Genomic DNA, 12,992 nt, shown 5'->3' on the forward strand with positions numbered 1-12,992 from the left:
GATTGATGATTAAGTAATAATTTTTTTAAGTTGTTTTTCTAATTCTGCAATTCCTAATGGGGTTGACATTGCTCTGGTATGATATTCTAAGGCCTCTAATTCTAATTTTTGCGATTCTTTGTCTGATACTGTTGTTTCATTAATATGAAAAATTAAAGTGTAATAAAACCGTACATATACATCAATATTCAGGTCTGCTCTGTATAATTTTTCACGAATTCCTTTTTCAATATTTTCTCTAAACCATTGGCTGCATTGTTCTATTTCCTGAGTCATAACTTTATGGTAAATTTCAGGATAATGTTTTTTAAGCTGATAAATGGGAGACGAATCCATACTGTTTGTAAACATTTCGCAAAACATTTCACGGATTTCAAAATTCTCCTGAATTGCATTATTGTTTTTAGCTACAATCGTGTCAATGATTTCATGTACCTGTTTATGAACTAAAGTTGTGCTTTCTTCTATTAAAATCTCTTTATTACAAAAGTATTTGTAAATCGTTTTTTTTGAAATGCACATTTCACCTGCGATATCATCCATTGTGACACTTTTAAAACCTAATTTTAAAAATAACTCACTTGCTTTTGATATGATTTTCTCTTTCATTATTAATTTTCTCTTTCATTACAAATATATTCAGGAAACTAAAGTTAAGAAAAAACTGTCCAATATATTCGTAATTATTTTACATTCCCTTATTCATTTCGTAAGATTTATATGCTGAATTCTAAGTTTGCAATAAGTTTGATGTCTTTTCCTAACGCTAATCCCCCGTTGTGGTTATAGGAATTATAGTCTAAACCAAAATCCTGGCGTTTAATATCTCCTTTAATTTCAAAAGCTACTTTTTTCTCCCCATTATAAGTATTGACGCCAATAAACTCTGCATCAAGCTCGACTACTTTGGTCACATCTTTTATAGTTAAGTCTCCTTTAAAGAAATTGATATTATTATTTACTTTTTGAAAAGAGGTCGATTTAAAACTAATAATCGGATGCTCATTCACGTTAAAAAGATCATTTAACTGTAAGTGAGAATCAATTTGTTGAAAACTGTCATTCTTGTTATTTATATCTAAAGAAAATTCAACAGAAGCATCTTCAATTTCATTATCCTCGATATTTACATAACCATCAAACTTGTTTGCGTTTCCTCCCAAATAAGCAATTATAGAATGCCTCATTTTTATTAAAACATCTGACTGACTAGAATCTACGGTCCATGTTGTTTTCATATATTTTTAATTTTGTTGAGTTTATACTTGCTTAAAATCTTTCGGAAACTTAAATAGTGTTTTCAGTTTCCGTGTGCAAATATAAACAGGAAACTTAAAACACCAAAAAAGTTTCCATGTTTTTTTAAAATAATTTTAAGAGATTGAAATGACTATGAAAACATCAGATTAAAATCCTTTTGAGCAATTAAATTTTAGACCATAATTTCACATTTGAATTGTATCTTTGGGCTCGTTAATCAGATTTTCATTTTTATGCACCATATTAGCCAGTACCAGGATTTTTTTATTAATTATCTAAAAAGCCAAAACATTAGCAAAGAGCCTAAAAACCTTTATGAACCTATTGAATATATTTTGGGACTTGGGGGCAAACGGATGCGTCCGGTACTAACTTTAATGGCAGCAGAAGTTTTTGATGCCGATTATAAAACAGCACTTCCGGCTGCAATGGCGGTAGAAGTTTTTCATAACTTCTCTTTGGTTCATGATGATATTATGGATGATGCACCTTTGCGAAGAGGAAAAGAAACAGTGCATGAAAAATGGAACCTTAATACAGGAATTCTGTCCGGAGATGCAATGCTTATCCTTGCGTATCAATACTTTGAGCAATACGAGCCGGAAATTTTCAGGGATTTAGCAAAGCTTTTCAGTAAAACGGCACTGGAAGTTTGTGAAGGCCAGCAATGGGATGTAGATTTTGAATCACGCTCAGATGTTACTATTCCTGAATATCTGAAAATGATTGAGTATAAAACAGCTGTTTTGGTTGCAGCTGCTATGAAAATGGGTGCAATTGTAGCGAAAACTCCTGGAAAAGAAGCCGATTTGATTTACGATTTTGGACTTAACTTAGGATTGGCCTTTCAGCTGCAGGATGATTATTTAGATGCTTTTGGAGATCCTGAAACTTTTGGAAAACAAGTAGGAGGAGATATTATCGAAAACAAAAAAACCTATTTGTACTTAAAAGCAATAGAATTTTCTGCTCCTGAAAAAGCGGCAGAATTGCAAAGGTTATTCACTTTGCAATTGGAGGACAACGCTGATAAAATAGAAAAGGCCAAAGCGATTTTTAACGAATCGGGTGCATCGGAAGCTACTCAAAAAGCGATAGAAATGTACACTTTTAAAGCTTTTGAAACACTTGAAAAAATGGATATCAGCGCAGAAAAGAAAAAGATCCTGAAGACTTTTGGCGAAAATCTAATAGGCAGAAAGGTTTAATATTCAAATTATGGATGCCTTAATAAATAATTTTTTTACCGATAGAAATAGTAATGCGAAAACGCAGCTGTTTTTTGCGGCATGTTTTCCTTTTTTTACCCTTTTTGCTTTAGGAATTGACAGTATTGCATTTAAAGAAAATTATTTTGACGGGCGACAAATTACAAATATTTTAGCTATACTTTATTTTTCTTTCTTTTTTTGGGTTTCCGGTTCTTATTTAAGGAGGCTCATGTTTGTAATGGTCTTTTTATCTTATATAGGAGAAGTGATTTTTTGTACTTTACTTGGGATGTATCATTACAGAACAACCATTATTCCATTGTATGTTCCTTTCGGCCACGCCATTGTTTATGCTTCCGGTTATGTTTTTGCCCATACACAATGGGCGCTCAAAAACGATAATCTTCTTCGAAAATATTTTGCAGTTGGATTTGCATTACTGTTTTTAGCCGTTGGAATATTTCTTAAAGATATTTTTTCATTGATCTTCGGAGTTTTTTTCTTTTTGATTTTAAAGCGAAAAAAATGGCAGAATTTATATTATTTCATCGCCCTTTGTGTTATATTTATTGAGCTAGGCGGAACGTATTTTCAATGCTGGAAATGGGTGCCAAAAACCTTCGGATTAATTCCGGCAGCTAATCCGCCAATGGGGGCTGTATTTTTCTATGCGGGCGGAGATGTCCTCTTATCTAAAATCGTAGATTATTGGAAATTAAAAACTATAAAATCCCAATATTGATTGTTATTGAATTGATTTTTGAGATTACCATTGATTTTTGCCATTGAAATTGAATTTTGAAATTGTATAAACTATGTATGTTTCGCCGTTAAATGCCGATTTATTATTTGAAGAAGCTCAAAAAGATTCTTTATACCTGAACTTGATTGAGCAGCTCAATAAAGATTTTAATCTGGCAAACGAGGGAATTGATTTTCCGTTAAGTATTACTCCGGAAGAATTAAAAATCCAGCTTCACGAAAAAATTTACAGAATGATTCAGTATAAATTTGCTGAATATCTGAATTTGCTCTACATAATTGATGTTCCTGAAAATGAAATTAAACAACTAGACGGATCAGATTTAATTATCCTCGCAGAACGGGTTTCTTTTTTGATTTTGAAGAGGGAATGGCAGAAAGTTTGGTTTCGGAATTTTTACAAGTAAAGATTTTAAGGTGTTTTTTCATTTGGACGAATGATTTTATGTAACTTATCTAATTCAGTACCGAGCCCAAAATACTGTGTGTCAATTTTACTTCCTACAATTTGAAAACGACCGCATTTAAAACATATTTTTGCTATTCCAATTGTTTTTTCCTTCTTTTTAAAAAGGAAAATGTCGCGATACTCCGGAACACAAGCATATGCACTCATTTGCAAAGAGTCTTTTTCGCTAAAAATATTTTCAATTTCCTTTTGTTGCTTAATTGTAAGATTAGATTTCTTATAATTATGACTTAGCAAAATTTGTCCAAAATCTTCTTTAGGAATACTATCAGGAAAATATCCAACAAACAAGCATTCAAGCTCTTGTTGTTTTTTTGATCTTTTGCTTTTTCCTGTAAAATCAATTACACTTTCAAGAGTATAATTTCCAAAGTAATGATTGATTTCATCAGAATCAAAAAAAGGTCGTAATTCTTTCTTTACAACCTTTTCATTATTAGTATTTTCCTTTTCAGAATTATTACAACTAGAAATAATTATAGCTGTAATTATAAAGATATATTTTTTCAAATCTTCAGGTTTAAATAAACTTAGAATCTTAGCAACTTTTTAGAAATAAACCCTCACAAAAGGCATAAATGCAGATCCGTAAAGGCTTCTTTTGCTGTTAAATAGAACATCATAACGACCGCCTATAGTTACGCTTCCGGTTCTGTAACCGGCCCCTAAAAACAAAGCCGTATTCCAGTAATTATCAGAAAAAGCAGTATTCATATTAGTCGCCTTATAATCTGTATTTACACGTACCTGTTCCAGTTCGGCAGAGAGCTGAACTTCAGGAATTGGATTTACTAAGCCTATAATGCTTCCTCCATAGACATAGGAACTGTAGTAATTTTTAGAAGAAAGATAACCAAATTGCAGTCCGGCACCAACAGCTACAATTTCGTTAATGTTGTAAATGGCACTTGGCATTACAGAAATATCTGTATATCCTGAACCAAATCCAATACCTAGTCCACCACCAAATTGTACTTTATTCCAAAACTGCTGATTGTTATCGATTACATTATTTTCTTCCTGTGCAATTATAAGATTTGAAAATAGGCTAATCAAAATCACAAAAAATGATTTGAAAACGATTGAAAGATGAATATTCTTCATAGTTTGCGCTATTTTTAACAAATTTTTACGTAAAAGTACGTAAAAAAATCATTTAAATAATATCGTTTGTTGTACTTTTGCCATTCTATATAACAAAAAGTATATTCACTCAAATATTATGGATAGGTTTTCATTTTTAAATGCAGCGCATACCGAGTTTTTTGCACAATTATACGATCAATATTTAGTAAACCCAGACAGCGTTGAGCCAAGCTGGAGAAGTTTTTTTCAGGGCTTTGACTTTGGACAAACAACTTATAATGATGAAAATCCTGTGCAAACAATCGTTGAGTATGTAACGACTAACGACAACACAGATTACAGTAAAGTTTCTGAAAAATTACAAAAAGAATTTAACGTTTTAAAATTAATTGATGGCTACCGTACACGTGGTCATTTGTTTACTAAAACAAATCCGGTTCGTGATCGCAGAACTTCATCGCCAACTTTGGATATTGAAAACTTCGGACTAACAACTGCTGATCTTTCTACGGTTTTTGACGCTGCAAAGGTTATTGGTGTTGCTCCTTGCTCTCTGCAGGATATCATTGCCCGTCTTAAAGCAATTTACTGTCAGCATATTGGTGTTGAATATATGTACATCAGAAACCCTGGTGTTGTAAAATGGATTCAGGATAAATTGGGTGTGAACAACAATCAGCCTAATTTCTCAACAGAGGAAAAACAAACCATCCTTAATAAATTAAATGAAGCCGTTTCTTTCGAGAACTTTTTGCATACTAAATATGTAGGTCAAAAACGATTTTCATTAGAGGGTGGTGAAACGATTATCCCGGCTTTGGACGCTTTAATCGAAAAAGCGGCTGAAAAAGGAGTAGAGCAATTCGTAATGGGAATGGCACACCGTGGTCGTTTGAACGTTTTGGCAAACATCTTCGGAAAATCTACTCAGGATATCTTTAGCGAATTTGATGGTAAAGATTACGATCAGGAATACTTTGATGGTGACGTAAAATACCACTTAGGACTTACTGCCGACAAAAAAACAAGATCAGGAAAAAGCATCAATATCAATTTGGCACCAAATCCTTCACACTTAGAAACCGTTGGAGCTGTAATTGAAGGAATCACAAGAGCAAAACAAGATAAATATTATGCTGATGATTTCTCAAAAGTATTACCAATCGCCGTTCACGGTGATGCTGCAATTGCAGGTCAGGGTTTACTGTATGAAATCATTCAGATGGCACAATTAGACGGCTACAAAACCGGAGGCACCATTCACATTGTAATCAATAATCAGGTTGGATTTACAACAAACTATTTAGATGCCCGTTCATCAACTTATTGTACAGACGTTGCCAAAGTAACGCTTTCGCCTGTATTACACGTAAATGCTGATGATGCTGAGGCTGTTGTACATGCAGTATCTTTTGCATTAGACTACAGAATGGAGTTTGGACGTGACGTATTTATCGATTTATTAGGATACAGAAAATACGGTCATAATGAAGGTGATGAGCCTCGTTTTACACAGCCGGTTTTATATAAAATCATTGCAAAACATCAAAATCCAAGAGATATTTATGCTGAAAAGCTTTTATCAGAAAGAGTTATTGATGCCAATTATGTAAATACAATTGAGAAAGAATACAAAGCTGATCTTGAACAAAACTTAGAAGCATCCCGTAAAAAGGCATTGACCATCATTACACCATTTATGCAAAATGAATGGAAAGGATTCCAACAGGTTTCTGATGATGTAATGTTGAAAAAGGTTGATACTACTTTCGATAAAAAAGGTTTGGATTCTATTATCAACACCATTTCGACTTTACCTTCGGATAAAAAATTCATCAATAAAATCAACAAAATTGTATCTGACAGAAAAGTTGGGTATGATAACAATACTTTAGACTGGGGAACAGCAGAAGCATTAGCTTACGGTTCGCTTTTAACAGAAGGATTTGATGTTAGAATTTCGGGTCAGGATGTGGAGCGTGGTACATTCTCACACCGTCATGCGGTTGTAAAAGTAGAAGATTCTGAAGAAGAAGTAATTTTATTGAACAGCATCGAAAACAAAAAAGGAAACTTTGGTGTATTTAATTCTCTTTTATCAGAATATGGAGTTTTAGGATTTGATTACGGTTATGCATTAGCAAACCCAAATGCCTTAACAATCTGGGAAGCACAATTTGGAGATTTCTCTAACGGAGCCCAGATTATGATTGACCAGTATATTTCTTGTGGAGAAGATAAATGGAACAACCAAAACGGTATTGTTTTATTATTACCACACGGATATGAAGGACAAGGAGCAGAGCACTCTTCTGCAAGAATGGAGCGTTACTTACAACTTTGCGCAAGACACAATATGTATGTAGCAGATTGTACGACTCCTGCCAACTTCTTCCACTTGTTGAGAAGACAAATGAAAACGGATTTCCGTAAACCTTTGGTCGTTTTCTCTCCAAAAAGTTTATTGCGTGATCCAAGATGCGTTTCTTCAGTAGATGAATTAGCAAATGGAAGCTTCCAGGAAACTATCGATGATAATACAGTAGATAAAAAGAAAGTTAAAACTTTAGTTTTCTGTACAGGTAAATTCTACTATGATATTGTTGCTGAAAGAGAAAATAACGGAAGAAATGACGTTGCAGTTGTTCGTATCGAGCAATTATTCCCTTTCCCTGCTGAGCAAATCAAAGAAATCATTGCAAAATATCCAAAAGCAGATGATTATGTTTGGGCACAGGAAGAGCCTAAAAACATGGGAGCTTACAGCTTTATGTTAATGAACTTTGATCTTGTAAAATGGAGACTGGCTTCACTAAAAGCATATTCTGCTCCGGCTGCGGGAAGTTATACACGTGCAAAACGTCGTCATGCAGATGCAATCAGAATGGTATTCGATAAAGATTTATTCAGATAAAAATGTTTCAAGTTTCAATCCCGATAGCTATCGGGATTGAAACCATAAAAACCTTAAACAAAAACAAAGATGATTTTAGAAATGAAAGTCCCATCACCAGGGGAATCAATAAAAGAAGTTGAAATTGCAACTTGGTTAGTAAAAGACGGAGATTATGTAGAAAAAGATCAGGCGATTGCTGAAGTTGATTCAGACAAAGCTACTCTTGAATTGCCTGCTGAAATGAGCGGTGTAATTACACTAAAAGCTGAAGAAGGTGATACAGTAGCAGTAGGTGCTGTAGTTTGTTTAATTGATACTGATGCAGCAAAACCAGCAGGTTCAGCAGCTGCACCAGTGGCAGAGGCTCCTAAGGCTGAAGCTCCAAAAGCAGAAGTAAAAGCTGAGGCTCCAAAAGCAGAGCCAGTTCAGGCTCCGGCAGCAACAAGTTATGCAGCAGGAACTCCATCTCCGGCAGCAAGAAAAATATTAGATGAGAAAAATATTGCTCCGGCAACTGTTTCAGGAACTGGAAAAGGCGGAAGAATCACTAAAGATGATGCTGTAAATGCAGTGCCTTCTATGGGAACTCCAACTGGTGGAAGCCGTGGAACTGAGCGTACAAAATTATCAATGTTACGTCGTAAAGTTGCAGAAAGATTAGTTTCAGCTAAAAATGAAACAGCTATGCTGACTACTTTCAACGAAGTAAACATGACGCCAATCAACCAGATTCGTAATGAATACAAAGATGCTTTCAAAGCAAAGCATGGTGGTCTTGGTTTAGGTTTTATGTCATTCTTTACAAAAGCAGTTACAAGAGCGTTACAATTATATCCTGATGTTAACTCTATGATGGACGGTGATTACAAAATCGCTTATGATTTTGCTGACATCTCAATCGCAGTTTCAGGGCCAAAAGGATTAATGGTTCCTGTTGTTCGTAACGCAGAACTTTTAACTTTCCGTGGAATCGAAGCAGAAATCAAAAGATTGGCTTTAAGAGCCCGTGACGGTCAAATTACAGTTGACGATATGACAGGTGGAACTTTTACAATCACGAACGGTGGTGTCTTTGGTTCTATGTTGTCTACGCCAATCATCAATCCTCCTCAGTCAGGAATCTTAGGAATGCACAACATTATTGAGCGTCCAATCGCTGTAAACGGTAAAGTTGAAATTCACCCAATGATGTATGTTGCTCTTTCTTATGATCACAGAATCATCGATGGACGTGAGTCAGTTGGTTTCTTAGTTGCTGTTAAAGAAGCTTTAGAAAATCCGGTAGAATTATTGATGAACGGAGATGCTAAAAGAGCATTGGAGTTGTAATCAATAGCCTTTTCAATTATAAAAACCCCAAATGATGAAAATCGTTTGGGGTTTTCTTTTTATATTCGGAAAATAAATATCTGAATATGAAAATAAAGCTAATGTTACCAGCAATTATATTGAGTTTAAATTTTGTTTGTGCAAACCCGCCAGCTAAAAAACGCATATTGGTGTATACAAAAAACGGAAAGGGTTATGTGCATAAAAATATTGCAGCCAGTGTAGAGGCTTTGAAGAAAATTGGCGAAGCAAATAATTTGATTGTTGATGTTTCTGATGATTCTTCGGTAATGACTACTGAAAATTTAGCAAAGTACAGCTGTCTTGTTTTTTCGAATACGTGTAATGATATCTTTGATACAGAAAAACAAAAGCAGGCATTTGCGGCTTATATCCAACAGGGAGGAGCATTTGTAGGAATTCATAGTGCCTCTGATTCTGAACGTTCCTGGCCTTGGTACACCAAAATGATAGGAGGAAAATTTAAAAAACACCCGGCTTTTCAGTCTTTTGAAATAAAAGTGATTGACAAAAACCATCCTTCTACTTCAAAACTTCCTGAAACATGGAAAAAGGAGGATGAGTGTTATTATATGGATGAACTGAATCCTAATATTCAGGTAGTATTAGCTGCCGATCTGAGAACGGTGAACGATAGTGAAAAAGGAGTTTATCCGGGACGCATTTTTGGAGATTACTTTCCATTGGCCTGGTTTCATGAATTTGAAGGAGCCAGAGTGTTTTATACCGCTTTGGGACATGATAGCAAAGATTATTCAGATCCGGTATATATCCAGCATCTTACCGGCGGAATTTTATGGGCATTGGGAAAACATTCAAAAGTGAAACATTCAAAGAATAAATAACAAACAAAAAGAATTTTTCCAGTCTTATAAATTTTTCCGGTTTTAACTTTTCTTATTACGGTAATTAATCAATCAATAATATTTATGTCATCCAACAAAAAACAAGCTGCTATAGGCTTTATCTTCATCACCATGTTAATCGATATCACCGGATGGGGAATCATTATTCCGGTTATTCCAAAACTGATTAAAGAATTAATACAAGGTGATGTGAGCGAAGCTGCAAAATATGGCGGCTGGCTGACCTTTGCTTATGCGATGACGCAGTTTTTGTTTGCGCCTTTAATTGGTAATCTGAGTGATAAATTTGGCCGAAGACCTATAATTTTAATTTCGCTTTTTGCTTTTGCGCTGGATTATGTTTTACTGGCATTTGCGCCAACAATTACATGGCTGTTTGTAGGAAGAATAATTGCCGGATTAACCGGGGCAAGTATTTCAACCGCTTCTGCTTATATTGCCGACGTTAGTACACCGGAAAACAGAGCCAAAAATTTCGGAATGATTGGTGTTGCTTTTGGATTAGGATTTATAATTGGACCAGTTCTGGGTGGAATTTTGGGACATTACGGATCCAGAATTCCGTTTTATGCAGCAGCAGTTTTGTGTTTGCTGAATTTTCTGTACGGTTACTTTATTCTGCCTGAATCCTTATCAAAAGAAAACAGAAGAGCGGTTAATCTAAAAAGAGCTAATCCGATTGGTGCTTTTTTGAACTTAAGGAAATATCCTTCGCTTTATGGATTGCTGATTGCCTTGTTTTTGATTTACGTAGCAGCTCATGCGGTCGAAAGTAACTGGAGCTACTTTACCATGTATAAATTTAACTGGAACGAAAAAATGGTTGGAATTTCGCTGGGTGTTGTCGGAGTTTTAGTAAGTCTCGTTCAGGGCGGTTTGATACGATGGACCAGTAAGAAATTAGGAAATAAAAAAAGTATCTATATAGGAATGGCTTTATATACTCTTGCCATGTTTTTGTTTGCTTTTGTTTCAGAAAGCTGGATGATGTTTCTCTTTTTGATTCCGTATTGTCTTGCCGGAATCGCTGGGCCTGCATTGAGAGCTATTATTGCCGGACATGTTTTGCCCACAGAACAAGGAGAAATTCAGGGTACTATTGCAAGTTTAATGAGTGCTGCAACCATTATTGGTCCGCCGGTAATGTCGAGTCTTTTTTATTATTTCACGCATCAGGATGCGCCATTTGAGTTCCCGGGAATGCCTTTTATACTTGGAGGAATATTGATGATGAGCAGTGGAATTGTTTCTTATGTTTCATTGAAAAAACATTCGAATAACAATTAATCAATTTATAAATGTATAAAATCCCAAATTCCAATTAAGGAGTTTGTGATTTTCTTTTTATAAAAATTGCCAAAATAGTGTCTAAATTTTTTGGTAGTTCGCACTGAGTGGCTTTATTTATTTTGATTCAATTTTCTCTGTTATAATGTCTGAATTTTTAATAATTTCCATTCTTTTCTTTTTTTGATCATAAATAAAAGTAAAATCTTTTGTTCTTCCGATATATTGCAAAGTGTATTTGCATAAGTATACTCGTTTCTCTGTAATAATTGTTATAGAATTTAAAGAAATCTCATTTTGAAGCTTTTTAGCATTTCTGTTTTCGATAAGTAGTAATAAAATTACAATAGCAATTAGTAATTGTAATGAGTTTAATGCCGTAGTGGTTTCATCATTTAATTCAATTTTATTTTCAATTATTGCTTCTTTTAAAAATATATTAAAAAGCATTAATAAAAACATCAACAATGCCGGAGTTATAAAAAAAGAATATTTTTCATTTATAAATGATAATATACAGTAAGTTAATATTGTAATAATCGTTATGATATTGTCTTTTAAGTAAAATTGAAATCTCTTTTTTACTGAAAAATCTGAGATTGCTTCAATCGCATTCGTGTTTTCAGCACCAATTCTTTTGCCAAAAAGTGATACTATAATTAAAAAAGGTATTAGAAAAATTATGAATAGAAAAAGTAAATTGTTGGTAAATAATAGAGGTATTTCAACCAATGAAATATAAGAGCCTAAGTTAATTCCAAAAAGAGAATAATAATAAAATTGTGGAATGATACTAATAAAAATTATCAGTGGAATTCCGTATGTCGAATATTTTAATAGAATTTTTGCTTTCAAAACGGGAAATATTTAATAACTATATATTTAGCTTTCAAGGTAATCATTCTTCAACCAGTTAAAAACATGATTACCGAAATTTGTCAGAGTTGCCCAGTTGTCAATAATTTCTACAATGTTTAATCTTTGTAATTTCTTAAAAATAGTTCTATCTGAATCGTCCAATTGTACAGAAACGTTTAATTCTTCCTCTTTAAAATAGCGCATTAATATTTTTGCGTCATTATTCGTCAATTGCTTTATGGTTGCACTTATTCTCACATTAAAGTCCGGATCTTGCAAATTATTATAATCGCGATCATCTCTGTGTGAAATATTTCTTTTAATTTCAGTAATTTGATTCTCAAGGAATTTCTTTTCCTGATTAAGCACATCAATTGATTTGTTTAATTGTTTCTCTTTTTCATGAGAAGCCGAAATGCGTTCATTCCATCTTTTAGTTTCAATTTTATCTTGTTCTACAAGATCATTAATTTCCTTCTGTAAACTTTCAATTTTAGTTTGTAAATTATTAATCTCACTTGTACCTGCTTTCTCATCTGCTATTTGTCTTAAAAGCTTTGCGTTCTCTTTTCTTTTTAATAGTCTAGCAGTTTCTAAATCATCAATTTTCTGTTGTTTTTTTTCAGTGTAATATTTTAAAACAAATTCAATAAAGAGATTAATATAAGGAAGGATTAAAACATAGAAAAACGATATACCAATTGGAAAAAGTAAGTTTTTTAAATTGCAATATTGTTCCTCAATCCATTCAATCCTGCAGTGTATTGGCCATTCTGAATAAAACAATATAGCAAATGCTCTCCAATTAAATATTAAAAAGGATATCATGAATGAGCCAATAAAAGGACTTTTTACTCTGTCCCTGTAACTGTCATATACACTTTGAAAAAAATCTTTTACTGTTTCCATATTTGATAAATTTCAGCAAACATAGAATATAAAAATTA

13 protein-coding genes are annotated in these 12,992 nt (G+C 33.6%); 7 read left to right on the forward strand and 6 right to left on the reverse strand.

Going from position 1 to position 12,992, the window contains the following annotated elements; genetic code table 11:
• Positions 1-9: 9 nt before the first annotated feature.
• Both P5P89_RS10480 and P5P89_RS10485 read right to left on the reverse strand, forming a co-directional pair.
• Positions 10-609, reverse strand: a complete 600-nt coding sequence (locus P5P89_RS10480) for a TetR/AcrR family transcriptional regulator (protein WP_278011856.1) — start codon at positions 607-609, stop codon at positions 10-12.
• A gap of 107 nt (positions 610-716) precedes the next feature.
• Positions 717-1,238, reverse strand: a complete 522-nt coding sequence (locus P5P89_RS10485) for a YceI family protein (protein WP_269234332.1) — start codon at positions 1,236-1,238, stop codon at positions 717-719.
• Positions 1,239-1,493: 255 nt separating this feature from the next.
• Here P5P89_RS10485 and P5P89_RS10490 point away from each other — a divergent pair, with 255 nt between their 5' ends.
• From P5P89_RS10490 to P5P89_RS10500, 3 genes are all read left to right on the forward strand, one after another.
• Positions 1,494-2,468, forward strand: coding sequence for a polyprenyl synthetase family protein (locus P5P89_RS10490; RefSeq protein WP_278011857.1), 975 nt, complete (start codon positions 1,494-1,496; stop codon positions 2,466-2,468).
• 10 nt (positions 2,469-2,478) lie between these two features.
• Positions 2,479-3,213 (forward strand): hypothetical protein, encoded by a 735-nt coding sequence (locus P5P89_RS10495; RefSeq protein ID WP_278011858.1) that lies wholly within the window; start codon positions 2,479-2,481, stop codon positions 3,211-3,213.
• A 73-nt stretch (positions 3,214-3,286) separates the two neighbouring features.
• Positions 3,287-3,640, forward strand: a complete 354-nt coding sequence (locus P5P89_RS10500; protein WP_278011859.1) for a hypothetical protein — start codon at positions 3,287-3,289, stop codon at positions 3,638-3,640.
• Positions 3,641-3,645: 5 nt separating this feature from the next.
• On the opposite strand, the gene P5P89_RS10505 is transcribed toward P5P89_RS10500, so the two are convergent.
• Together P5P89_RS10505 and P5P89_RS10510 are read right to left on the reverse strand one after the other, a co-directional pair.
• On the reverse strand, positions 3,646-4,212 hold the full coding sequence (locus P5P89_RS10505; RefSeq protein ID WP_278011860.1) for a hypothetical protein: 567 nt from the start codon (positions 4,210-4,212) through the stop codon (positions 3,646-3,648).
• Positions 4,213-4,251: 39 nt separating this feature from the next.
• Positions 4,252-4,806, reverse strand: coding sequence for a hypothetical protein (locus tag P5P89_RS10510; RefSeq protein ID WP_278011861.1), 555 nt, complete (start codon positions 4,804-4,806; stop codon positions 4,252-4,254).
• Between the two features lie 118 nt (positions 4,807-4,924).
• Between P5P89_RS10510 and P5P89_RS10515 the strand changes: the two genes are divergently transcribed.
• From P5P89_RS10515 to P5P89_RS10530, 4 genes are all read left to right on the forward strand, one after another.
• Entirely contained in the window at positions 4,925-7,702 is a 2,778-nt protein-coding gene (locus tag P5P89_RS10515; protein ID WP_278011862.1) for a 2-oxoglutarate dehydrogenase E1 component, read from the forward strand.
• 69 nt (positions 7,703-7,771) lie between these two features.
• A complete protein-coding gene (gene odhB, locus P5P89_RS10520) occupies positions 7,772-9,013 on the forward strand; it encodes a 2-oxoglutarate dehydrogenase complex dihydrolipoyllysine-residue succinyltransferase (protein WP_278011863.1) in 1,242 nt (413 codons plus the stop codon).
• Positions 9,014-9,099: 86 nt separating this feature from the next.
• Complete coding sequence (locus P5P89_RS10525; RefSeq protein WP_278011864.1) at positions 9,100-9,879, forward strand: ThuA domain-containing protein; 780 nt, start codon at positions 9,100-9,102, stop codon at positions 9,877-9,879.
• A gap of 84 nt (positions 9,880-9,963) precedes the next feature.
• Positions 9,964-11,187 (forward strand): TCR/Tet family MFS transporter, encoded by a 1,224-nt coding sequence (locus tag P5P89_RS10530; protein WP_278011865.1) that lies wholly within the window; start codon positions 9,964-9,966, stop codon positions 11,185-11,187.
• Between the two features lie 117 nt (positions 11,188-11,304).
• Here the strand turns inward: P5P89_RS10530 and P5P89_RS10535 are convergent, their stop codons facing one another.
• Both P5P89_RS10535 and P5P89_RS10540 read right to left on the reverse strand, forming a co-directional pair.
• A complete protein-coding gene (locus P5P89_RS10535) occupies positions 11,305-12,042 on the reverse strand; it encodes a hypothetical protein (protein WP_278011866.1) in 738 nt (245 codons plus the stop codon).
• Positions 12,043-12,069: 27 nt separating this feature from the next.
• Positions 12,070-12,954: a coiled-coil domain-containing protein gene (locus P5P89_RS10540; protein WP_278011867.1), complete on the reverse strand. Its 885-nt coding sequence runs from the start codon at positions 12,952-12,954 to the stop codon at positions 12,070-12,072.
• Positions 12,955-12,992 lie beyond the last annotated feature (38 nt).

The sequence above is a fragment of the Flavobacterium gyeonganense genome (assembly GCF_029625295.1).
GTDB lineage: Bacteria > Bacteroidota > Bacteroidia > Flavobacteriales > Flavobacteriaceae > Flavobacterium > Flavobacterium gyeonganense.